Genomic DNA, 23,151 nt, shown 5'->3' on the forward strand with positions numbered 1-23,151 from the left:
TTTGAATCATATATTTTTGCCTGTTATACAGTCCACTATATGTAGACAGCATAACAGGCAGAAGTAATACATTCCATTCTCTTTGGAGATAAAATGGAATTCATTATTATTGAGTTGGGTATGGTACTTCTTTGTCAATAATCGTTACACCATCTCGTACAATTTTATAATGTCCTTTTGTACCTTCTTGAATTACAAATTCTAATGAAATAGTTGCCGACTCTGAAATTGTTCTAGTTTCAATTGGTCTATCCATTTTTTGTTGCATATCTTCTTTATAAATTTCTATCGTTTGCGGTTTTTTCTCACCTATTATAGAAGACTCATACGGAATAGAAATATTATCCACTTTCACTGTTTTCGTTACTTTCGGCTTAGGACCATCTGAAATAACAATCGTCACTTTATCTCCTTCTTTTAACGGCGTTCCTGGTTTTGGAGATTGCGAAATTACAAGTCCTTTATCAACAGTATCAGAATACTCTCGTTTTATATCTGGAGTTAGTTTTCTCTCATTCAGATAACCAGTTGCACTATTTTCAGTCCACCTTGAAAAATCACCCGGTCTAATTTGATAAGGACCTTTACTCACCCAGATTTTCAGTTCTTGCTCGGCCTCTACCACCATTTGGTCAGACGTCGGAAATTGCTCTACGATTGCACCTTTTGGCCTATCATCTTCAATATAATATACTGTAACTTGTTTATATTTCTCTTCTAACTCTGTTCTTATACTCTCTAAATCTTTTCCTGTGAAATCAATCATCTTACTTTTCTTTTTCCCACCTGATTGATAGATAGTAATTTTAGAGTTTTCTTTCACGACTCTTCCTGCCACAGGGTCTGTTTTTATAACATCACCGGTTTCAACATCATCTGTATATACAATATTAGGTTCCGTAACCTCAAAACCCTTTTCAACTAATGTATTTACTGCGGTCGTATATTTCATACCAGCCACATCAGGGACTTTTACATCTTTTGGAATAAAGAATCCTGGAATAACAGTAAGGGCTAACGTTATTCCGATCGCTAAAAGTAAAAATGTTGTAATTAAAACTTTGAGCCATTTATTACTTCGTTTTTTCTTCTTATTTAAATCCTCATCTTCTTTTCTTGCCTGTTCATCCACTTTACTTCCTTGTAAAACAATTGTTTCATCAGTTACATTTTCGAATAATTGTTCCTGTTGAATAACCGGAATCGCTTTTGTCGCTTCCATATCTTCCGGTATGTAAAATGGCTGCTCATTTATCCTCTCTGGATATAGCGCAGTTTCAATATCTCGTTTCATCGCATTAGCAGATTGATATCGATGAAACGGATCTTTCGCAGTTGCCTTTAATATAATATTTTCGACACTTTGCGGAATACTTTCATTCCATCTTTTTGGAGACGGAATTTCACTTTGTAAATGTTTTAAAGCTATAGCAACAGCAGATTCTCCAGAAAATGGTTGTCTTCCTGTTAACAACTCAAACATAACAATCCCTAGGGAATAAATATCTGATTGTTTATTTGCTATCCCGCCACGTGCTTGTTCTGGTGATAAATAATGCACCGAACCGAGTACTGAATTTGTATGTGTAATTGTTGTTGCACTTGTAGCTGTCGCAATTCCAAAATCTGTTACTTTTATTACTCCATCAGCTCGAATTAAAATATTGTGCGGTTTAATATCGCGGTGCACAATTTCAAAATGATGGGCGTGTGCCATGGCGGATGTTAACTGCTCCATAATATCAAGAGCTTCTCCTATCGGTAACATTCCTCGCTCAATTATGTATTGCTTCAATGTTTGTCCTGGTACATACTCCATTACAAGATAATATATACCATCTTCTTCTCCGACATCATACATATTCACAATATTTGGATGCGACAACGTTGTAACAGACTGCGCTTCTCGATGGAAACGTTTAATAAACTCTTCGTTATTTGAATAGTCGAGTCTTAATATTTTCACCGCTACATCTCGGCCTAGTATATCATCATGAGCTAAATACACATTGGCCATTCCACCGCCACCAATCATTTTCAGTAGCTTATAACGGTCATTTAAGCGTTTTCCAATCAGCACGTTGCACTTCACCTACTTTCGTTTGTCGAACCCGCATAATCAATGAGAACAAGGGTGATATTATCTTCCCCGCCACGATCATTCGCCAATTGAATGAGACGTTGTCCCTTAGTTTCTAGCTGTTCATTTAACTGTAAAACTTGTTGCATATCAGCAATAGAAACTTTGTTAGATAGTCCATCAGAGCAAAGAAGTAACTGATCATCTTCCTCTAGCACTAATGTTTTCACATCTAATCCGACTTTCTCTTCTGTTCCTAATGCCCTTAACAAAACATTCTTTTTCGGGTGATATTCTGCGTCTTCTTTTGAAATTTCACCATGTCTCACAAGTTCATTGACAAGTGAGTGATCTTCCGTTACAAGCGAGATTTCCCCCTCTGATACCATATAACAACGACTATCTCCTATATGACCTATCGTCACAAAATTTGGTGTACAAATCGCTATTATAAGTGTTGTTCCCATACCATTACATTCTACATGTTGCTTAGAGTATTCATATATACGCTCATTAATAATCCCCACGCTAGTATGTAACCACTCTTCTACTTTTTTTGGCTCGTTCATATTATGCGTTTGCTTCCAATAATCATGGAATAATTGAATGGTCATCGAGCTAGCTACATCACCAGCTCGATGACCTCCCATTCCATCTGCTACTACCGCTAAAATATTTCCATCTAAATTGTGAAAAACTCCTGCACTATCTTCATTATGTTGACGAACTTTTCCTTTATCTGATAGAAACACGGCTTTCATCTCGTCACCTCGTCTCTTCTTTGCGCTCCTTCGCACGCAACTGACCGCAGGCTGCATCAATATCATGACCTTGTTCACGGCGAATCGTTACATTTACTCCACGATCTTTTAACGTTTTTTCAAATAAGAAAATTTGTTCACGTGGCGTACGTACATAATCACGTTCAGGTACGTAGTTTACCGGAATTAAGTTCACATGACATTTTACACCTTTCAAGAGCGCAGCAAGCTCTTCAGCGTGCTCAACTTGGTCATTTTCGCCTCCAAATAGTCCATATTCAAAAGTAATACGACGCCCTGTTCTATTTACATAGTATTTAATAGCTTCCATCAAATCTGGTAGCTTATAAGCACGGTTAATCGGCATTAATTTTGAACGTAATTCTGAGTTTGGAGCATGCAGTGAAATCGCAAAATTAATTTGTAAATCTTCTTCAGCGAACTTATAAATTTTCGGGATGATTCCACTTGTCGAAACTGTCATATGTCTCGCACCAATATGAAGTCCTTTTTCATGATTAATGATGCGTAAGAATCCCATTAAATTATCATAGTTATCAAATGGTTCTCCAATTCCCATAACGACAAGAGAACTTACACGTTCTTCTGATTCATCAAGTGCACGTTGCACTTCTACTACTTGTGCTACAATTTCTCCAGCTTCTAAGTTTCGCTTTAAACCGCCAAGCGTTGAAGCACAGAACGTACACCCAATACGACAACCTACTTGTGTTGTTACACAAATGGAATTTCCATATTCATGTCGCATTAATACCGTTTCAATAGAATATCCATCATATAATTGGAATAAGAATTTAATTGTTCCATCCGAAGACGTTTGTTTTACTAACGTATTTAAAGTAGTAATATCAAAGGAATTCGACAATTTTTCACGCAATCCTTTAGAAAGGTTTGACATATCCTCATAATTTTTTACACGTTTTTTATATAACCAATCAAAAATTTGTCCAGCACGGAACTTTGGTTCTCCTTGCTCCTTTAACCAATCTTGCATTTCATGAAGTTGTAAAGAGTAAATTGATGGTTTTTTCGTTTCTAAATTTTTCTTTTGTTTTCTCACAGTCGTTTCCACGATGCTACACCTTCTTCCTTAAACAAGCAATATAAAAGCCATCTGTTGCAAAATAATGCGGTAAAATTTGTACTTGACCTTCATCAATATACGGACTTAACTTTTCTGGCATACGCTCTTTTATCGTAGTATCCCACTCAAACTCAGGATGCTCTTGTAAAAATCGTTCTATTACTTGTTCATTTTCTATTTTTTCAATTGTGCACGTACTATAAACAAGGCGACCACCTTGTTTTAATAACGGTGCGATTTTTTCTAGTATTGCAAGTTGGATCGTCGATAATCTTTCACTATCGCCTTTATCTTTACCTAACTTAATATCAGGCTTACGTCTAATTACACCAAATCCAGAACATGGGGCATCTACTAATATTTTATCAAACGTTTCATTTGCAAAATGTTCTTGCACTTTTCTAGCATCTAATGCCTTTGTTTCGACATTTCCTAGACCAAGTCGCTCTGCTTGTTGTTTAATTAAACGTACTTTGTGTGCATGTAAATCAAGGGACATGACTTGACCAGTTCCTTTTAATCGCTCTGCAATATGCGTTGTTTTTCCACCTGGAGCAGCACAACTATCAAGAACTACATCTCCCTCATCTGGTTCTAAGGCACGTGCTACCAGCATAGAACTTTCATCTTGAATAGAAAGAAAACCTTTTTTAAACGCATCTGTGTGCGCTACATTCCCTCTTTCAATTTGAATTGCATCATCTGATAAATCGCCACGCTTCGCTTCTATACCTTCACTAGCTAATAATGCAATTGCTTCTTCTACTGTTATTTTATCAACATTTACACGCGCTGTTGGTACAGGCGGTAACATGTTAACTTCACACATTTTCTCAGCAGTTTCTAAACCATATTCTGAAGTCCACTCTTGGACAAGCCAAATTGGATGACTTGTTGCAATTGCCAAACGTTCTACTGGATCTTTGATTTCATCTACAGAAGGTACACCTTCTCTTTGAATCGAACGTAATACACCGTTCACCATACCAGCAATTCCTTTATGCCCGCGACGCTTTGCAATCTCAACGGCTTCATGAATAGCCGCTCTTTCAGGCACTCGGTCTAAATAAATCATTTGATATAAAGATAAGCGAAGTAATACTCTTACCCACGCTTCAACTTTCTTTTTTAAAAAAGGCTGTAAATAATAATCTAATGTATCACGACGTTGGATTGTTCCATATACAATCTCAGTTAATAAACCAATATCTTTTCCATCAATTGTACTTTTTTCAATTAGATTATTTAAAAGTAAGTTACTGTATGCACCACTTTTTTCTACTTGAATTAAACCATCAAGAGCTAATTCACGAACATTTTGTCTCATGCATTTTCTCCTAACTTCGTTCCAATTTCAGGTTTTGTTCCACGTAAAAATTGTGAACAGCTCATACGCTTTTTACCAGAAGGTTGCAATTCTGTAACTTTAACACCCGTTTCATTACCAGTTGCTACAACGAAACCATCTTCTTCGATCGCAATAATCGTACCTGCTTCAGCTGATTTCGTTACAGGTACTTTTTCTCCCCACCATACTTTAACAACTTGTCCTGCTAAAGTTGTATAAGCAACTGGCCATGGATTCAATCCGCGAATGTGATTGTATACTTCTTCACCTGTTTTTGTCCAATCAATTTTCTCTTGCTCACGTTTTATATTATATGCAAACGTTACTTCTTCCTCGTTTTGTTTAATTGGTTCTAACTTACCTTGAATTAGTAAAGGTACTGTTTTAGATAGAAGATGTGCCCCTGCTTCACTTAACTTATCAAATAACGAGCCTGTCGTTTCACGCTCTTCAATTTCCACTTCTACTTGCGTTAAAATATCACCAGCATCCAATTTTTCTACCATATACATAATTGTAATACCTGTTTTTTCTTTCCCTTCCATAATTGCATAATGGATTGGTGCACCACCACGAAGTTCAGGAAGTAAAGAAGCGTGGACGTTAATACATCCATACTTCGGTGCTTCTAAAATTTCATTTGGTACAATTTGACCGAACGCAGCTGTTACAATTAAATCCGGCTCTAATGCCAATACTTTTTCATATTCGTCTTTTTCACGGATTCTTAACGGTTGTAACACTGGAATACCATGTTTTTCTGCTTCCACTTTAACAGGTGTAGGTGTTAATACTTTCTTTCTGCCTACCGGACGATCTGGTTGCGTCACAACACCTATTACATCATAGCCATCTTCAATAAGACGACGAAGCACCGGCACTGAAAAGTCCGGTGTTCCCATAAATACTACTTTTATCATTTAAAAACCGCTCCTTTTAATACCTATTCTAATTCATTTTCCTCATAATATCTTGTCACTTTCGATGTAAATAACACACCGTGTAAATGATCGATTTCATGTTGAATTGCGCGCGCTAAAAACCCTTCTGCTTCTAGTAAAAATACTTTGCCTCGACGATTTTGCGCACGCACTTTAATATAATCCGCACGTTCCACTTCACCATAAAGTCCCGGGAAGCTTAAACAGCCTTCGGGACCTACTTGTTCACCACGTTTTTCTAATATCGATGGATTGATTAACTCGATTTTCCCAGTATCATCACCGATATCAACTACCGCCACTTGCAAGCTTACCCCTACTTGAGGCGCAGCTAAACCGACTCCGTCCGCAATTAACATTGTTTCATGCATATCTTTCAACAATTTCACTAACTTTTTATCAAAGTTAATTACTCTTTCACACGGTGTTTCTAACACTTCATTTGGATGCTTTACTATTTCTAAAACTGCCATATTTCCCTCCGCTACATTAACATTGTTGGATTAAAATCAATTGAGATTTGTAGCTCTTTTTGCATTTCTGCTTGATAATGTTCATTTACCATTTTGAGCACGTTCTTTAAGTTTGGTTCCCGTTTGTATTTTATCATGCATTGATAACGATATCTATCTTTTATCCTTGGAATTGCTGAAGCAACCGGTCCTAACACCATCGTTTGCTGCGAACAGTGCGTCCGTAAATGACCGACAATTTTTTCCGTCACTTGTACTGCCTTTAATAATTCCGGATGAGATACCGTCACAAGTACAACATAGTAATAAGGTGGATATTGTCTCGTTCGCCTCATTTGCATTTCTTGATCAAAAAACACATCATATTGTTGGTTCTTTGCTAACTCTATACTATAATGTTCTGGCGTATACGTTTGAATTATAACTTCCCCTGGCAATTCATGTCGGCCTGCTCGTCCACTTACTTGCGTCAATAACTGATAAGTCTTTTCACTCGCCCGGAAATCAGGTAAATGAAGCATCGTATCAGCAGTTAAAACACCAACAAGCGTTACTTTCGGAAAATCTAACCCTTTTGCAATCATTTGTGTTCCAAGTAATATATCTGCTTTTTCTTCCCCGAACGCCTTTAATAATTTCTCATGCATCCCTTTACGACTCGTCGTATCTACATCCATTCGAATGACTCGTGCCTCTGGAAATAGTTTTGTAATTTCTTCTTCTACCTTTTGCGTACCTGTACCAAAGAAACGAATGTATGTACTTTGACAAGCAGGACACGCAGTGGGCATATTTTCTTCGTAACTGCAATAATGGCATTTTAAACGATGATTCATTTTATGATATGTCAGCGAGATATCACAATGCGGACATTGTACAACGTACCCGCAATCACGGCACATAACAAATGTAGAATGACCTCTTCTATTTAAAAAGAGCACCATTTGTTCTTTCTTTTCTAACCGATCTGCTATTTTTTCATGCAGTGCCTTTGAAAACATGGAGCGATTCCCGTCACGAAGTTCTTCACGCATATCAACAATCTCTACTGTCGGTAAAGCTTGTTCGTTCATACGTTTTTCCATCGTCAGTAATTCATACACACCTTTTTTCGCTCTTGCAAACGATTCAAGCGTCGGTGTTGCACTACCAAGAACGATAGGGCATTTATGATATTGTCCTCTCCACACAGCTACATCCCTTGCATGATACCTCGGATTATCTTCTTGCTTGTAGCTCGATTCATGTTCCTCATCAATGATAATAATCCCTAAATTTTCAAAAGGAGCAAATACAGCTGAACGTGCACCAACTACGACTTTCACTTCTTTTCTTAAAATCTTACGCCATTCATCATATTTTTCTCCAACAGACAGCGCACTATGAAGAACTGCAACTTGCGAGCCAAATCTACCTTTAAAACGATCTACCATCTGAGGCGTTAGTGCAATTTCAGGAACAAGTACAATAGCTTCTTTTCCTTTCTCGAGCACCGCTGCTATAGATTGTAAATATACTTCTGTTTTTCCGCTTCCTGTAACACCATATAGTAAAAATGGATTGTAAGTTTCATTTGTAATTGATGATAAAATCGGTGTAATAACTTGCTTTTGTTCCTCAGTAAGTGGGAATGGTTTCGTTTGTTCAAAATCGTCATCGTCATACGGATTTCGGTACACTTCCACATACTTTTCTGAGAGTAGTCCCTTTTTAACAAGTGCTTTAATTGGAGCATCTGTTATTTGTAACTCTTCTGTTATTACTTTCAACGGTACACTTTTATAATTTTCCACAAAATAATAGAGGACATCTTGTTGTTTTTTACTTTTCAGTTCAAATGCTGCTAATTCTAATTTATCTTCTGGCAACTCCGGTTGAACGACTCTTTGTTTCTTCTTTTGTACCTTATCTTTTACTTGATAAACGACTTCAATCGTGCCATGTTTAATTTCTTGTTGAATCGTGCGGTATAGCTGTGGCTGCGTCTCAATCGCTTCCCAATCTATCGCTTCTTTGTCCTGAAATAAAAACAGTAGTTCAGGTGCTACTTCTTCTTGTTTACGAAGTTGTAGACGTTTTTTATATGTTGCTTTTATCGCCGTTGGAAGCATAACTTGAAAAGCTGAAATCATATAACATAACGTTTCACTTGTAAGCCAATACCCTAGCTTTAACAACTCTTCATTTAAAACGGGTGTTACATCTAAAATTTCATGAATTGTCTTTAACTTCTTACTTTCTACTTCAACCGAATCTTTAATCCCAATAATAAAACCTTGCAATTTCCTTGGGCCAAACGGAACTACTACACGCATGCCTGTCTGGACAATATCTTCCCATTTTTTAGGAATAATATAATCAAATGGTCGATCTGTCTGACGTGCAGGTACATCAACAATTACACTTGCAAATTTCATAGACGATCATCTTCTAACATTATTTCAATTTGCTTTAATATTTCACGAGCAACCTCTTTCTTCGTTAAAAGTGGCAACTCTATAACTTCTCCATCTTTTCTATACATTGTTACAATGTTCGTATCTGTACCAAATCCAGCTCCTTGCGCCTTTACATCGTTTGCAACAATCATATTCGCATTTTTCTCACGTAATTTTTTCGTTGCATATTCCTCTACGTTTGTCGTTTCAGCCGCAAAACCGATAAGTAACTGTTTGTCTTTCATCTCACCTAACGTTTTTAAAATATCTACTGTTCTCTCAAGTTCAATTACAGCATCGCCATTTTTCTTTTTCATTTTATTATCATGAACATATTTCGGACGATAATCTGCAACCGCTGCTGTTTTAATGACAACATCTACGTCTTCATAATGTTGAATAACCGCCTCTAACATATCTTGTGCAGATTCCACTTGCACCGTAGTTACATGTAATGGTGGATGTAATGCTGTCGGTCCCGAAACGAGTATAACATCAGCGCCTAAGTTCGCTGCCACTTCCGCAATCGCGTATCCCATTTTTCCAGAAGAAAAATTAGTCATAAAACGGACTGGATCAATCTTTTCACGAGTTGGGCCAGCAGTTATTAATATTCTTTTTCCTTGTAGTGGTTTTTGCTCTGAAAAAGCCTCTTCTAACCGTGCAATAATCGCTTCAGGTTCTTCTAATCTTCCCTTCGCTACATAACCACACGCTAAAAAACCTTCTCCAGGCTCAATAAATGTATATCCTAACGTTTTTAACGTCATCATATTTTTTTGAACAATTTTATTTTCATACATATGCACATTCATAGCAGGTGCAATCCACACTGGGGCTGTAGTAGCTAACAAAGTAGTTGTAATCATATCATCTGCAATACCGTTAGCTAACTTTCCAATACAATTGGCTGTAGCAGGTGCAACAAGTACAACATCTGCCCAATCTGCTAAATCGATATGAGCAATAACAGCTGAGTCTTTCTCATCGAATGTATCCGTATATACATCATGGCGAGAAAGCGCCTGGAATGTAAGAGGTGTAACAAACTTCATTGCCGACTCACTCATCATTACTTTTACAATAGCACCAGATTGTGTCAATTTACTCGTTAACGCAGCCGCTTTAAAGACCGCAATGCCTCCTGTTACACATAAAAGTATCTTTTTCCCTTTTAGCATATGGCTCGTCCTCTTTCTTTTTCAAACTTATAATACTGAAACAAGATTATCAGCTCATCAGTATCAATATTTCTTCCCTACCGTAAAAAAATAACAACCTACTTGTAAATAGGTTGTTACCGTTACATAGAAAATTATAAAGTCTATGTTTTAAATTGTCGAAGACAAAGTCTTATTCAGTTACTTTATCTTCACTTGGTACGTAGCTTAACGCTTCCATATCGATTTCTTCTAATGCTTTACCTACACATTTATGAGAAACTGGTTTTTCTACAACACAGTTATTAGCAAGTTGCATTTCGCGCGCACGTTTTGCAGCCACTGTTACAAGTGTATATTTAGAATCGATTTTTGTTAATAATGAATCAATTGATGGATTTAACATAATTATAGACCCTCCGTCATTTCTTTATAATATTTTGCTACTCTTTCGCGGCGGCAATGTTCGCCAACCACAATTGCTTTAATTCTTTCACAAGCTAGTTCAACTTGGTCGTTTTCTACAACGTAGTCGTAAGCGTCCATCATATCAATTTCTTCTTTCGCTACCGTTAAACGATTTTCAATAACATCTTCAGTTTCTGTACCACGACCGACAATTCGGTTCTTTAGTTCAGATAAACTTGGAGGTGCTAAGAAAATAAATACACCTTCTGGGAAAGCTTTCTTAACTTGAATTGCTCCTTGCACTTCAATTTCTAAGAATACATCTTTTCCTTCTTGTAATGTTTTTTCAACATAGTCAATTGGTGTTCCGTAATAATTACCTACGAACTCAGCCCACTCAAGTAATTTTTCATTACGAATCATTTCCTCAAATTCTTCTCTCTCTTTAAAGAAATAATCCACACCATCCACTTCACCTTCACGTGGCTTACGTGTCGTTACTGAAATGGAGTACTGAAAACGTGTATCCTCATGACTAAACAGCTCTTTTCGAACCGTTCCTTTACCAACCCCAGAAGGTCCTGAAAGAACGATGAGCAATCCTCTTCTACTTCTCATAAATATGTAAAACCTACCCTTCCTCACTTAACTCTTCTTTATTATTCAAACGATGTGCAATCGTCTCTGGCTGAATTGGACTTAATACAACATGCCCATCATCCATAACAATAACCGCCCTTGTTTTTCTCCCATACGTAGCATCAAGCAAAGCATTATGTTCGCGTGCTTCCTGTACTGTTCGTTTAATAGGAGCTGACTCCGGACTTACAATAGCAATAATTCGATGAGCAGATACAATATTTCCGTATCCAATATTTAAAAACCGCATGGCCATAGTTTGCGCCTCCTAGTAAGTCTATCCGATTTCTCCACCACGTATAACTTTATATATTTTTTGAAAGCTACTCAATATTTTGTACTTGTTCACGAATTTTTTCAAGGTTATTTTTCATTTCTACAACATATTTTGAAATTGTTAAGTCATTTGCCTTAGAACCAATCGTATTAATTTCTCTATGCATCTCTTGCACGATGAAATCCATTTTCCTTCCAACAGGCTCTTCAATCTGCAGTGTTTCACGGAATTGTTCTAAATGACTTTGCAAACGAACTAACTCTTCGTGAATATCACAACGCTCAGCAAAAATTGCAACTTCTGTTAGCAATCTTTGTTCATCTAGATCTTGATTATGTAATTCCTTTAAGCGATTTTCTAATCGTTCACGATATTTTTGTGTAACAATTGGTGCATGCGGAATAATAGCATTTACACAATTATGAATCTCTTGTAAGCGATACGCTATATCTTTATGTAATCGTTCTCCTTCGCCATCTCTCATCGTTTTTAACATATGAGCAGCTTGGCGAACAGCCTCATATAAACTGTTCTCAAATTGTTCATTTACGTTTTCTACCTCTTCAATCGCTGTTACTTCTGGCATTGCCATTAATTGCTCGAGTGTAATAGAATCTTGTAATTGAAATTTTCCTTTTATATCTTCCATAATCGATTGGTACTGCTCAAGAAGCGACCAATTCACACTTAATTTTCTTTCAACAAGCCCTTCACCCGCTATACTAATAGACACTTCAATACGTCCACGGCGAACTTGCTGTGCAATTATTTTACGAATTTTGTCTTCAAATACCGTCATTTGCTTCGGTAGTCGAATACTCATCTCTAGAAAACGGTGGTTCACCGATTTCATTTCTACTGTAATTTGAAAAGTATCACTCTCTACTTTCGATCTTCCAAATCCTGTCATACTACAAATCATTTTTTATCACATCCAAGCCATGAAATAACTCAATGAAAAAGGTAATAGAGACAAGGCTCTACTACCTTCTGTAAATTATATCACATTTTCATATCATTGACTATTTCAAGTTTAATCCCTTCTTATATAATATTGGCTTTTCCTTCTTCCCCTTTTTCCCTGTTAATAAAGAGCCTACTAATAAGAAGGTCGGAATTGACGATAAACCTCCAATTAACAACCAATCTCTCGCTTGTATTGGCATCGTGCTAAAAATCGGTTGTAACGGTGGATAATATATAACGACTAGCATGAGTAGTAATGAAATGATAACCGCTCCTACTAAATACACATTTCCAAACGGGTTGCGGTGGAAAACAGAATGCTCACTTCGGCAATCAAATACATGAATCAGCTGAGCAAGTACCAATGTTGCAAACGCTACAGTTTGTGCATATTTCAGTTCATTTGGATGTTGATTATACGCAATAATAAATGCTACTAGCGTCACTGCCCCAATTAGAAAGCCACGACTTATAATTTTCCAGGCAAGCCCTCTAGCAAATACCCCTTCTTTCGGATGACGCGGTGTTCTTTTCATCACGTCTCCCTCGGCCTTATCCAAACCTAACGCCATCGCCGGTAAACCGTCAGTAACTAAATTCACCCATAAAATTTGAATTGGAACCATCGGCAGCGGTAGTGCAAGTAACATGGCAAATAACATGACCAAAATTTCTCCAACGTTCGATGCTAATAAATAACGAATAAACTTACGTATGTTCTCGTATATATTTCTACCTTCTTTAATTGCTGATTTTATCGTAGCGAAATTATCGTCCAGCAATACGAGAGATGAAGCTTCTTTTGCAACATCTGTCCCTGTAATTCCCATCGCTATCCCAATATCCGCAGTTTTTATAGCTGGAGCATCGTTTACTCCATCACCTGTCATCGCCACTATATGTCCTTTATTTTGCAACGCCTTAACAATTTTTAATTTATGTTCTGGTGATACACGAGCAAATACATACGTATCTTCTACAACATTTTCTAATTCTTCTACATCCATAGTTGCGAGTTCTACCCCTTCAACAACGCGTCCACCTGGTGGTAAAATGCTTAATTGTTCTGCAATCGCCATTGCAGTCACTTTATGATCCCCTGTAATCATCACTGTTCGAATACCAGCTTCTCTGCACTCTTTTACTGCCTGCTCTACTTCTGGTCTTGGCGGATCAATCATTCCTTGTATTCCAACTAACATAAAATCTTTTTCAACGTCTCTTTCATGTTCAATTGAGTCTGTTACTTTTAAAGGCTTAAAAGCAACTGCAATTGTTCGAAGTGCTTGACTACCTAAGCTATGAATAGCCGCCTGTACTTCTTTTCTATACAACTCACTTAATGGTTGCTGCTTATCCCCCCATAAAATCGTTTGACTCATTTGCAGAAGGACATCTGGTGCCCCCTTCGTAACGACAAACTTTTTCCCCTCTCGATCTCGTACAATAACACTCATCATTTTTCGAGTTGAATCAAAGGGAAATTCACGAATAATTTCAAATTTCCCTTTCAGCGCCTCACGCGTTATCCCCGCTTTCATTGCTGCAGCTACAAGCGCCCCCTCAGTTGGATCTCCATCTAATACATACGCCTTTTTCTTTTGAATAATATTTGCGTTATTACATAGCGAACCAAATGTAAGTAGTTGATAAAGTGATTTCGTCTTAGCTGGATTAATTTCTTTTTCACCTTTCATAAAAGAGCCATTAGGTTCATACCCTTGGCCTGTCACTTTCCACAATTCTCCACCTGACCACATATGTGTTACCATCATTTTGTTTTGCGTCATCGTTCCTGTTTTATCAGAGCATATGACAGAAGCACAGCCTAACGTTTCTACTGCTGGTAACTTCCTTACAATTGCTCTCTTTTTTATCATACGCTGTACACCAAGCGATAAAGCTACTGTAACGATTGCTGGTAACCCTTCTGGAATAGCAGCAACAGCTAGCGACACGCCAGCTAAAAACATATGATATACTTCATTCCCTTGATACACACCAGCTAACACGACAAGCGCTGTCAAAATAAGAGCCACAATAATTAATATTTTTCCAAGTTGCTCTAATCTTCTTTGCAATGGTGTTTCCATTTGCTCTGCATTTTGCAACATATTTGCAATTTGGCCCATCGCTGTATTCATACCCGTTGCTACAACGACTCCTGTTCCAGACCCTCGTGTAATCATCGTACCCATAAAAGCCATATTTTTTTGATCACCAATTGAAACATCTTGCCCTTGCAACGCTTCTACTTTCTTCTGCACTGGAACTGACTCTCCTGTTAAAGCTGATTCTTCAATATATAAACTCGACGCCTCAACAAGACGTACATCAGCTCCAATACGATCGCCACTAGAAAATTTAATAACATCACCTAAAACGAGTGCTTTAGACGGTGCCTTTACCCACTTTCCATTTCGCAGTACAGTTACTTGTGGGGCGGCTAGCTCTTTTAAAGCTTCCAATGACTTTTCAGCCTTTCTTTCTTGAAAAAATCCGAGAATACCATTGATAATAACAATTGCCACAATCGCAATAGAATCAATGTATTCCCCTAAAAAAGCCGAAACGATTGTTGCACCAAACAAAACAAGCACCATAAAATCTTTAAATTGCGCCAAAAATACCATTAGTGCAGAAGGCCTCTTTGCTTCATCTAATTCATTTGTACCAAATTTTTTTATTCGCCCTTCTGCTTCTTTCTCTGTAAGTCCAACCTTCACATTCGTATTCGTTCTTTCTTCCACTTCATGTGCACGCATTCCATACCAGTTCATCCTGCTATCGACCTCCTCATTCCAGACATACTCTATTGAAAGCTTATTCAGCCTCGTCCAAAAAAATGCTATAATTAACTTTTAGTTAGAAAGGAGTGTTCATTTATGGCATTCGATGGATTATTTACAAGAGCGATTACACATGAAATTGCAAATTCTCTTTACACGGGAAGAATTTCAAAAATATATCAACCTTCAAAATACGAGATTTTATTACATATTCGAGCAAACGGAAAAAATCAAAAACTGATTCTTTCCGCTCATCCGACATATGCACGTTTACACTTAACAAATCAAAATTATGATTCACCTGCACTTCCGCCAATGTTCTGTATGCTTCTTCGTAAGCATTTAGAAGGTGGATTCATTGAAAAAATTGAACAAATTGATTTAGAGCGTATTATTCAAATTACCGTTCGTAGCAGAAATGAAATTGGTGATGAATCGCTAAAAACATTAGTAATTGAAATTATGGGACGACATAGTAACATCATTTTAGTAGACACAAAAACAAACAATATTTTAGATAGCTTAAAACACGTTTCCTTAGCAGTAAACCGACATCGAACTGTATACGCTGGAGCTGAATATATTGCACCACCAGCACAACATAAAATTAACCCACTTCAGATCGAAACAAATGATGAATTTATTAGACCGCTGGACTTTCTATCCGGAAACATGGATAAACAGCTAGTCGGAACCTTTACCGGAATATCACCGTTATTCGCAAAAGAAGTAGTGAAAAAAGCAGGTATGGTAAATGAAAAAGCATTAGCTGACGCATTTTTCTCCATACAAAAACCATTATTAACTCATACATATTCACCAACAATGACTACTTCAAATGGGAAAGAATTCTTTTATCTTTTCCCTCTTGCGCACTTAGCTGGAGAAGACAAGACATTCTCATCTGTTAGTGAATTGCTAGACCGTTTCTTTTTTGGAAAAGCAGAGCGTGACCGTGTAAAACAACAAGCTCATGATTTAGAGCGCTTTATGCAAAACGAAAAAAATAAAAATGAGAAAAAACTCATTAAACTAGAAAAAACATTACAAGATGCTGGAAAAGCAGATAAATATCAACTATTTGGAGAATTACTTACAGCCAATATGTACGCTTTGAAAAAAGGCGATAAAGATATTGAAGTCGTTAACTATTATGATGAAAATGGTGGAACTGTAAAGATCGCATTAGATCCTTTAAAAACGCCATCTGAAAATGCACAACGCTATTTCCAAAAGTACCAAAAAGCGAAAAATTCCGTTGTTATTGTAGAAGAACAAATCGAAAAAACAAAGGAAGAAATTCTTTATTTTGATAGCTTACTTCAACAAATGGAAGCTGCTTCTTCAAAAGATATTGAAGAAATTCGTGAGGAATTAGCTGAAGAAGGTTATATGCGCAATCGTAAAACGAAAAACGGAAAGAAAAAGCCTACTAAACCAGTATTAGATAAATATGTAGCAAGTGATGGCACAGAGATTTTCGTCGGTAAAAACAATAAACAAAATGATTATTTAACAACGAAATTTGCCCGTCGTGATGAAATTTGGTTACATACGAAAGATATACCTGGTTCTCACGTTGTCATTCGTTCTTTAGAACCTGCTGAAGAAACTTTACTAGAAGCTGCCAAAATTGCTGCTTATTACAGTAAAGCAAAAGAGTCTAGTTCTGTACCTGTTGATTTCACCAAAATACGCCATGTGAAAAAACCGAGTGGTGCAAAACTTGGTTTTGTTACGTACGACAATCAGCAAACTGTTTATGTAACACCCGATGCTGATACTGTAATGAAATTAAAAGCTTAAATAAAAAAATGCGTTGCTTATAAGCAACGCATTTTTTTATTCGTTCCAACTAGTTCATATACCCATTCACTAATTCATAACATCTTTCTTTTGTCATCTTGTATTTCTCTTCTGAAGCATCTATACGTCTCATCGTCCCGTTATTTGTATCAGTACCAATTGCTTTAACCTTACTTTCCTTTTCTTTAACCCACGCAATTTGTTTCGTTTTTAATGACTGAAATGCATCAGGGGACATCGTATTTTTTAATGTACTGTAAATTTCATTTAGTTTATTATCCCACAGTTCATAATTTCCTTCTATTTCATTTACTATGTCATTTGTTGACATGACATTTGTATGTTTTTCTTGGTTTTCTAGAGCCGCTAACTCATTTAAAACTTTAGTTTTACCTACTGCTGACGAAGTTTCTTTTTTTGTCTGCTTCTCTTCTTTAGAAATAGCATGCGTACTCATGCTATTTTCCTTAATGTTTTCGTGTTCTTGACTATTATTTTCTTTCGTTTCTTTTTCCTGCTTTTGCTCATCTAAATCATATGTAATAACCGATGTTTTTGTATCTACAGCAATTAATCTAGCATTTTCTTTAAAAATATATTTTTTGTCACCACTGTTCTCCTCTTTAACAAAAGATACATTCTTAAAACCACGAATTTTAAGAAACTCACTAGCTTCTTCCTTCGTAAGTTTTAAATCTCTCGGTGTATACGATGACCATTTATCCATTAACCATTTTCCATCTTTATAAACGAAAATAAATTCCCATATCTCTGCTTCATTTCCCATATCATTTGAAGGTATAATCGTTTCAATCGTTAAATTTTTATCTTTCTGTGTATACGTTAATCTCATTTCTGGTTCAATATTAATAGGGAATGGCAACATATCTGTCTCTCTAGATCTATTAAATGTTTCAAGCGAATTAGGAAGCTGGTTCTCTACAAATTTTTCTGTAACCAATCCCTTAACTCCTTTTTTCGCTGTCGCCAAATCTCCAGGATTATTTCGACTCCATCCATTTTCTTTTTCCATCTCACTAAATGCATTTGCTATTGCATCTACACTCTTTCTTACAATCTTTTTCGCTTCTTTTTCTGTCACTTCTGGCGCTTCATCAAGCTGTTCAATCGTTTCATTTGCTTGAACTTTGATTTCACTTTTTTCACACCCTGTTACAACTAGCATACTAGCAGCGAAGCAAAATGACATGACTTTACTTAATTTCTTCATATACTCACATTCCTTATTCCTATTTATTCGTTACGCACCTTTATCTACAAGAAAACATAACGACCTCTTATTATACCAATTATCACCATTTATTTATACAAAAAATATAATATTAGAATTGGAAGATTATAATATGCAAGTTTACATTACTGTATAAATTTTTTACATCCTCATTTTATATTTGTCTAGTTTTTTTGACACAAAACTCCCGCTTCTCTTTTATTGTCAATAAGTATATTGGCACAAGTTTTGCTTTATTAAATATAAAAAGGAGGCATTAAAATGAATATAAGAATAACTAATATCCAAAAACAACTACATAAGTACGGAGTTGACGGGTTACTTATTACAAAAAAAGAAAACCGCCAATATGCAACAGGCTTTACAGGTAGTGCTGGCGTCGTCTTAATCTCTACCGATCGAGCTGTTTTTATAACAGATTTCCGCTATGTAGATCAAGCAAAATCACAAATAAAAGATGCTGAAATTGTTATGCACAAAGGAAATTTAGAAAAAGAAATTGCACATCAAGTATCGCAATTAAACATTCAAAAACTTGGAATTGAAGAAAACAACATGACATTGCAGCAATATAAAAACTTGCAAAAGTACGTACAGGCGGAAATGATTCAAGTGTGCGAAATTATCGAAAATATTCGTATCATTAAAGACACGCCTGAAATAGAAACAATGAAAATTGCAGCTCATATTGCGGACGAAGCATTTCACCACATTCTTACGTTTCTAAAACCAGGAATAAGTGAAAATACTGTACGAGATGAATTAGAATTTTTCATGCGAAAAAAAGGTGCTGCATCTTCATCATTTCAAATTATTGTAGCTTCTGGTGTTCGTTCTTCTCTTCCACATGGAGTCGCATCAAATAAAATAATTGAACGAGGCGACATCGTTACATTAGATTTCGGTGCACTTTACGACGGATATTGTTCCGATATAACACGTACTGTAGTAATCGGGGAACCATCAGAAGAATTCAAAAAGATATACAATATTGTACTTGAAGCATTAAAACGCGGGACTGAAGCGATTAAACCTGGAGAAACTGCAAAACGTATCGATGATATAACGAGAAACTACATTACTGAACATGGATACGGTCAATATTTTGGACATTCTACTGGTCATGGTCTTGGATTAGAAATTCATGAACCTCTCCGCCTATCCCAAGAAAGTAAGGCTACTTTAGAAGAGGGTATGGTCGTTACAGTTGAACCAGGTATTTACATACCGAACTGGGGCGGTTGTAGAATTGAAGATGATATTGTCATTACAAAAGACGGATATGAAGTTATTACAAAATCAAATAGAGAACTAATTATAATCCCTTGTTAATATTTTGAAATTTTCAACTTGATTTTTTCTCTACACATAGAATTCCTTCTCTGGAGTATTCATTTAAAAAGGGGGGAATTGTAATTGAACTTTGTAATCGATAAAATAGATGGTTTACATCCTGAATTTTCCAAACTAGTTTCCATGATGAATTACGCTCGCTATACAACAATGCAAGCGGTGGAAGATTTAACAATGGAAGAACTTGATTATTTATATGATGAGGAAGCAAATTCAATCGGCATGCTATTATATCACATGGCTGCTGTTGAATTTTACTACCAGATTCATACTTTTGAAGACCGTGAACCAACGGAAGCTGAATTAGAACGTTGGTTACCTGCTATTGAGTTAGGAGATCTTGGGCGAGAGAAAATAAAGGGAAACTCTATAGAATTTTATATCAATACATTACAAGAAGTACGTTCCAAAACGATTGAGACTTTTCAATCGTTTCCTGATGGATGGTTATTTAAAACGACAGACTTTTGGTATGATAAACAAGCAAACAACTACTTTAAATGGTTTCACGTATTTGAAGATGAAATCAATCATCGCGGACAAATTCGTTTAATTAAGAAGATGCAAAAAGCTCATTCAATAAAGTAAGAAAGTGCCACCAGATAAGGTGGCACTTTCTTCTATTCATTAACGAATAGCTTTTCATTTACTGTTTTAGTGACTACCGCTACCAACATTAAAATGCAAATTAAATATAGCAATTTCGCAATAAATAACCACCCTTGAAACATTACAATTCCATCTATTATCTCATTTCCCTTCAGTAACAAAAACGGAATCGTACTAATTATCATGACAAACTCAATACTGAATACAATTTTCTTTTTTCGGCTATATGCTTTCCACTCATCCCAGCGATACATAGGAGCAAAAATCAATACTCCTATACATAATATAACTGGTACCCATTCACTTTTAAAAAATTGCCCTGAAATAACTGATAATAGTAAACAAACGAGCACACCATAATAACCTATTTTCTCTCTCATTCGTACTCCCCCATTCTACTTCTCCTTTAATATGTAACTTGCTATGCTTATAACAATTCTTAGAAAAATAACTACTACAATTACAATATAAAGACTTTTTGCAGACGACATCCATTCTTGAAAAATAGACATTTTCTCCATTTGTTTCTGACCCTCTATTAAAATAACTCCTACGAATAATGAACAAACAACGATGATACCTATCATAATTCCAATACTTTTCTTGCTATATTGTTTCATATCATCCCAGTTATATAAAAGTATAAGTACAAACCCAAAAACAGGTATAATACTGATCCATTCATTGCTTGTACACAAATTTAAAATGATTAATAGACTACAAGAGAGAATAAAGCCCCAAAACCCAATTATTTTGCGCATAAGCCCTCCTCAAATTCCATTTTTAGGATTAATTGTATTGTAACATCCATTTATCATTCTTACCATTACAGTACATGAAATTTCACTTTTTCTTTTTCCTATACTCACATACTTACCCTACTTTCATACAATAAACTACACGAATGCCTAAAGGATGTGAATGTTATGGGAGTTGAATTAACGCTATTACACGCTCTCTATGTTATTTGTTTACTCACCATTATTACCTTTTTTATTTTCCGAAAGGATACGACGATTATTTGTATCGTTTTCATCTTTTTATTAGCATTAACTGCTACAAGTTCTATCCCTCTTGCCGTTAGCGGCATTTTTCAAAGTTTTATTTACGCTATTACTGAGCTATTACCAACTATATTAATCATTTCCATTATCGTATCCATGAGCAATTTACTCGTTCATACTGGCATAAATGATACAATGATTTCACCATTTACAAAGATGATTCGTACCCCTACCCTCGCCTACTGGATTATCGGTCTTTTGATGATGACAATTTCTTTCTTCTTTTGGCCTTCTCCAGCTGTTGCCTTAATGGGAGCTATTTTATTACCGGTTGCTGTACGTGTCGGCCTTCCGCCAATTGGAGTGGCAATTGCTATGAACTTATTCGGTCATGGGATTGCTTTATCCGGCGACTTCGTTATACAAGGCGCACCAAAATTAACCGCAGACGCTGCTGGTCTTCCTGTTTCTAGCGTTGTTTCTGCAAGTGTTCCACTCGTTATCGTTATGGGCATTGTGACAACTTCCGTCGCTTTTTTCTTCTTACGAAAAGAATTTCATACAGGCTTATCTATACAAGAGTCTATTTCATCAACTACGTCTTCTAAAACGCTCACTTCATTATCTACTCGGACAAAAAAATGGCTCGCTATTTGTATTCCGATCGTATATGCCATCGATATCCTTTGCATGATTCAATTTAAACTACAAGGAAGCGACGCAACTGCACTTATCGGCGGAACAACTGTTATTATGATTATCATCATTTCTCTCATCGCCTACAAAGGTAATGGACTGAATAAAACGACCGATTACTTTATAGAAGGGCTCCAATTTGGCTTTAAAATTTTCGGACCAGTTATTCCTATCGCTGCACTCTTTTATTTAGGAGATAGTGGCTTTGTGAAAATTATCGGGGACTATTTACCGAAAGGTTCACACGGAATCATTAACGACTTAGGCATCGCTTTATCTCAAACTGTTCCTTTAAATCAATATGTATCGGCAGGGACATTAACTATCGTTGGTGTCATTACCGGCTTAGATGGATCAGGTTTTTCAGGTATATCACTTGCTGGTTCCATTGCCAATCTTTTCGGAACAGCACTTGGCCATGGAACAGCTACATTAACAGCACTCGGGCAAATTGCAGCTATATGGACCGGGGGCGGGACGTTAATTCCTTGGGCACTTATTCCTGCCGCTGCGATTTGTAAAGTCGATCCATTTGAACTTGCACGTCGAAACTTTTTACCAGTTATGATTGGCTTAATTGTCACCACGATCGTTGCGATGTTTATTCTATAGCGTAAGCAAGTGTTCTCTTGCTTACGTTTTTTGCTTGTAAAATTCATCATGAATTATCAGTTTTCAAGAGGGATTCGTTATTACTTAGCGAAATTATATTAGGAGAGTAATTATTTCAAAACGTTTATAAGAAACAGATTACTGCAATTAGAAAAGGGGACATACCTATGAATGAATTGATTTTCGTCTTATTAATTTGTCCGTTATTTATCTTTATCGTATCTGTTATTGGAACACGCAAAACGAAAACGTATTACGTAATGCCGATTGTAACGTTTGCTAGTTTTTTAATAATAGGTGTTATCGCCTTTACTCCAAAATTTTTCTTTTGGGTTGGCATGTACAGCATCTTCTCATTTATTGTTTCTTATATGACGCTATTGTTTGTGAAAGGATATGAGGTTGCTGAAAACGCTAAATAGTTGTTAGCAAGG

General features: G+C 36.4%; 21 protein-coding genes. 5 read left to right on the forward strand and 16 right to left on the reverse strand.

What is annotated here, in order from left to right; genetic code table 11:
- Positions 1 to 106 precede the first annotated feature (106 nt).
- From prkC to ACTFNE_RS00830, 13 genes are all read right to left on the reverse strand, one after another.
- Positions 107 to 2,080: a serine/threonine protein kinase PrkC gene (gene prkC / locus ACTFNE_RS00770; protein WP_000904766.1), complete on the reverse strand. Its 1,974-nt coding sequence runs from the start codon at positions 2,078 to 2,080 to the stop codon at positions 107 to 109.
- 8 nt (positions 2,081 to 2,088) lie between these two features.
- The gene (locus tag ACTFNE_RS00775; RefSeq protein ID WP_000648696.1) at positions 2,089 to 2,841 is read right to left on the reverse strand and encodes a Stp1/IreP family PP2C-type Ser/Thr phosphatase; all 753 of its coding nucleotides are present in this window, start codon (positions 2,839 to 2,841) and stop codon (positions 2,089 to 2,091) included.
- Between the two features lie 4 nt (positions 2,842 to 2,845).
- The gene (gene rlmN / locus ACTFNE_RS00780) at positions 2,846 to 3,934 is read right to left on the reverse strand and encodes a 23S rRNA (adenine(2503)-C(2))-methyltransferase RlmN (protein WP_000450543.1); all 1,089 of its coding nucleotides are present in this window, start codon (positions 3,932 to 3,934) and stop codon (positions 2,846 to 2,848) included.
- 4 nt (positions 3,935 to 3,938) lie between these two features.
- A complete protein-coding gene (rsmB, locus tag ACTFNE_RS00785) occupies positions 3,939 to 5,273 on the reverse strand; it encodes a 16S rRNA (cytosine(967)-C(5))-methyltransferase RsmB (RefSeq protein ID WP_270705099.1) in 1,335 nt (444 codons plus the stop codon).
- On the reverse strand, positions 5,270 to 6,214 hold the full coding sequence (gene fmt / locus ACTFNE_RS00790; protein WP_029439605.1) for a methionyl-tRNA formyltransferase: 945 nt from the start codon (positions 6,212 to 6,214) through the stop codon (positions 5,270 to 5,272). Before fmt ends, rsmB begins: the two co-directional genes overlap by 4 nt.
- A 23-nt stretch (positions 6,215 to 6,237) precedes the next feature.
- Positions 6,238 to 6,708, reverse strand: a complete 471-nt coding sequence (def, locus tag ACTFNE_RS00795; RefSeq protein ID WP_000279468.1) for a peptide deformylase — start codon at positions 6,706 to 6,708, stop codon at positions 6,238 to 6,240.
- An 11-nt stretch (positions 6,709 to 6,719) separates the two neighbouring features.
- Entirely contained in the window at positions 6,720 to 9,125 is a 2,406-nt protein-coding gene (priA, locus tag ACTFNE_RS00800) for a primosomal protein N' (protein WP_000666727.1), read from the reverse strand.
- The gene (coaBC, locus tag ACTFNE_RS00805; protein ID WP_000911757.1) at positions 9,122 to 10,327 is read right to left on the reverse strand and encodes a bifunctional phosphopantothenoylcysteine decarboxylase/phosphopantothenate--cysteine ligase CoaBC; all 1,206 of its coding nucleotides are present in this window, start codon (positions 10,325 to 10,327) and stop codon (positions 9,122 to 9,124) included. The genes priA and coaBC overlap by 4 nt, the downstream gene beginning before the upstream one ends.
- A gap of 172 nt (positions 10,328 to 10,499) precedes the next feature.
- Positions 10,500 to 10,712, reverse strand: coding sequence for a DNA-directed RNA polymerase subunit omega (rpoZ, locus tag ACTFNE_RS00810; protein WP_000933970.1), 213 nt, complete (start codon positions 10,710 to 10,712; stop codon positions 10,500 to 10,502).
- Positions 10,713 to 10,714: 2 nt separating this feature from the next.
- Positions 10,715 to 11,332 (reverse strand): guanylate kinase, encoded by a 618-nt coding sequence (gmk, locus tag ACTFNE_RS00815; protein ID WP_001257738.1) that lies wholly within the window; start codon positions 11,330 to 11,332, stop codon positions 10,715 to 10,717.
- A 13-nt stretch (positions 11,333 to 11,345) separates the two neighbouring features.
- The gene (gene remA, locus ACTFNE_RS00820; protein ID WP_001251458.1) at positions 11,346 to 11,609 is read right to left on the reverse strand and encodes an extracellular matrix/biofilm regulator RemA; all 264 of its coding nucleotides are present in this window, start codon (positions 11,607 to 11,609) and stop codon (positions 11,346 to 11,348) included.
- A 67-nt stretch (positions 11,610 to 11,676) separates the two neighbouring features.
- Positions 11,677 to 12,552, reverse strand: coding sequence for a YicC/YloC family endoribonuclease (locus tag ACTFNE_RS00825; protein ID WP_000564125.1), 876 nt, complete (start codon positions 12,550 to 12,552; stop codon positions 11,677 to 11,679).
- A gap of 100 nt (positions 12,553 to 12,652) precedes the next feature.
- On the reverse strand, positions 12,653 to 15,376 hold the full coding sequence (locus ACTFNE_RS00830) for a calcium-translocating P-type ATPase, SERCA-type (RefSeq protein WP_001104746.1): 2,724 nt from the start codon (positions 15,374 to 15,376) through the stop codon (positions 12,653 to 12,655).
- A 105-nt stretch (positions 15,377 to 15,481) separates the two neighbouring features.
- Here ACTFNE_RS00830 and ACTFNE_RS00835 point away from each other — a divergent pair, with 105 nt between their 5' ends.
- Positions 15,482 to 17,191 (forward strand): Rqc2 family fibronectin-binding protein, encoded by a 1,710-nt coding sequence (locus tag ACTFNE_RS00835; protein ID WP_000863253.1) that lies wholly within the window; start codon positions 15,482 to 15,484, stop codon positions 17,189 to 17,191.
- Between the two features lie 49 nt (positions 17,192 to 17,240).
- Here the strand turns inward: ACTFNE_RS00835 and ACTFNE_RS00840 are convergent, their stop codons facing one another.
- The gene (locus ACTFNE_RS00840) at positions 17,241 to 18,422 is read right to left on the reverse strand and encodes a lysozyme inhibitor LprI family protein (RefSeq protein WP_270705100.1); all 1,182 of its coding nucleotides are present in this window, start codon (positions 18,420 to 18,422) and stop codon (positions 17,241 to 17,243) included.
- A gap of 282 nt (positions 18,423 to 18,704) precedes the next feature.
- On the opposite strand from ACTFNE_RS00840, the gene ACTFNE_RS00845 reads away from it, so the two are divergent.
- On the forward strand, positions 18,705 to 19,775 hold the full coding sequence (locus tag ACTFNE_RS00845) for a M24 family metallopeptidase (RefSeq protein WP_270705101.1): 1,071 nt from the start codon (positions 18,705 to 18,707) through the stop codon (positions 19,773 to 19,775).
- 84 nt (positions 19,776 to 19,859) lie between these two features.
- Positions 19,860 to 20,384 carry a DinB family protein gene (locus tag ACTFNE_RS00850; protein ID WP_001012016.1) on the forward strand — a complete coding sequence of 175 codons (525 nt, stop codon included), beginning with the start codon at positions 19,860 to 19,862 and terminating at the stop codon, positions 20,382 to 20,384.
- Positions 20,385 to 20,416: 32 nt separating this feature from the next.
- Here ACTFNE_RS00850 and ACTFNE_RS00855 read toward each other — a convergent pair whose 3' ends face one another.
- Together ACTFNE_RS00855 and ACTFNE_RS00860 are read right to left on the reverse strand one after the other, a co-directional pair.
- On the reverse strand, positions 20,417 to 20,785 hold the full coding sequence (locus tag ACTFNE_RS00855) for a YoqO family protein (protein WP_001208253.1): 369 nt from the start codon (positions 20,783 to 20,785) through the stop codon (positions 20,417 to 20,419).
- A 15-nt stretch (positions 20,786 to 20,800) separates the two neighbouring features.
- Positions 20,801 to 21,166 carry a YoqO family protein gene (locus ACTFNE_RS00860; RefSeq protein ID WP_046198493.1) on the reverse strand — a complete coding sequence of 122 codons (366 nt, stop codon included), beginning with the start codon at positions 21,164 to 21,166 and terminating at the stop codon, positions 20,801 to 20,803.
- Positions 21,167 to 21,331: 165 nt separating this feature from the next.
- Between ACTFNE_RS00860 and ACTFNE_RS00865 the strand changes: the two genes are divergently transcribed.
- Together ACTFNE_RS00865 and ACTFNE_RS00870 are read left to right on the forward strand one after the other, a co-directional pair.
- Entirely contained in the window at positions 21,332 to 22,717 is a 1,386-nt protein-coding gene (locus tag ACTFNE_RS00865) for a membrane protein (RefSeq protein ID WP_000537900.1), read from the forward strand.
- 167 nt (positions 22,718 to 22,884) lie between these two features.
- The gene (locus ACTFNE_RS00870; RefSeq protein WP_001003915.1) at positions 22,885 to 23,139 is read left to right on the forward strand and encodes a YbeF family protein; all 255 of its coding nucleotides are present in this window, start codon (positions 22,885 to 22,887) and stop codon (positions 23,137 to 23,139) included.
- The last annotated feature ends 12 nt before the right edge of the window (positions 23,140 to 23,151 follow it).

Origin of the sequence: Bacillus cereus group sp. MYBKT111-2 (assembly GCF_051915205.1) — a bacterium.
Taxonomy (GTDB): Bacteria; Bacillota; Bacilli; order Bacillales; family Bacillaceae_G; genus Bacillus_A; species Bacillus_A paranthracis.

Excerpts from the sequence above, each read along its gene's own strand:
- ACTFNE_RS00775 (WP_000648696.1), bottom strand. The coding sequence starts at position 2,841 with ATGAAAGCCGTGTTTCTATCAGATAAAGGAAAAGTTCGTCAACATAAT.
- rsmB (WP_270705099.1), bottom strand. The coding sequence starts at position 5,273 with ATGAGACAAAATGTTCGTGAATTAGCTCTTGATGGTTTAATTCAAGTA.
- fmt (WP_029439605.1), bottom strand. The coding sequence starts at position 6,214 with ATGATAAAAGTAGTATTTATGGGAACACCGGACTTTTCAGTGCCGGTG.
- def (WP_000279468.1), bottom strand. The coding sequence starts at position 6,708 with ATGGCAGTTTTAGAAATAGTAAAGCATCCAAATGAAGTGTTAGAAACA.
- priA (WP_000666727.1), bottom strand. The coding sequence starts at position 9,125 with ATGAAATTTGCAAGTGTAATTGTTGATGTACCTGCACGTCAGACAGAT.
- coaBC (WP_000911757.1), bottom strand. The coding sequence starts at position 10,327 with ATGCTAAAAGGGAAAAAGATACTTTTATGTGTAACAGGAGGCATTGCG.
- rpoZ (WP_000933970.1), bottom strand. The coding sequence starts at position 10,712 with ATGTTAAATCCATCAATTGATTCATTATTAACAAAAATCGATTCTAAA.
- gmk (WP_001257738.1), bottom strand. The coding sequence starts at position 11,332 with ATGAGAAGTAGAAGAGGATTGCTCATCGTTCTTTCAGGACCTTCTGGG.
- remA (WP_001251458.1), bottom strand. The coding sequence starts at position 11,609 with ATGGCCATGCGGTTTTTAAATATTGGATACGGAAATATTGTATCTGCT.
- ACTFNE_RS00825 (WP_000564125.1), bottom strand. The coding sequence starts at position 12,552 with ATGATTTGTAGTATGACAGGATTTGGAAGATCGAAAGTAGAGAGTGAT.
- ACTFNE_RS00830 (WP_001104746.1), bottom strand. The coding sequence starts at position 15,376 with ATGAACTGGTATGGAATGCGTGCACATGAAGTGGAAGAAAGAACGAAT.
- ACTFNE_RS00835 (WP_000863253.1), top strand. The coding sequence starts at position 15,482 with ATGGCATTCGATGGATTATTTACAAGAGCGATTACACATGAAATTGCA.
- ACTFNE_RS00840 (WP_270705100.1), bottom strand. The coding sequence starts at position 18,422 with ATGAAGAAATTAAGTAAAGTCATGTCATTTTGCTTCGCTGCTAGTATG.
- ACTFNE_RS00845 (WP_270705101.1), top strand. The coding sequence starts at position 18,705 with ATGAATATAAGAATAACTAATATCCAAAAACAACTACATAAGTACGGA.
- ACTFNE_RS00855 (WP_001208253.1), bottom strand. The coding sequence starts at position 20,785 with ATGAGAGAGAAAATAGGTTATTATGGTGTGCTCGTTTGTTTACTATTA.
- ACTFNE_RS00860 (WP_046198493.1), bottom strand. The coding sequence starts at position 21,166 with ATGCGCAAAATAATTGGGTTTTGGGGCTTTATTCTCTCTTGTAGTCTA.
- ACTFNE_RS00865 (WP_000537900.1), top strand. The coding sequence starts at position 21,332 with ATGGGAGTTGAATTAACGCTATTACACGCTCTCTATGTTATTTGTTTA.
- ACTFNE_RS00870 (WP_001003915.1), top strand. The coding sequence starts at position 22,885 with ATGAATGAATTGATTTTCGTCTTATTAATTTGTCCGTTATTTATCTTT.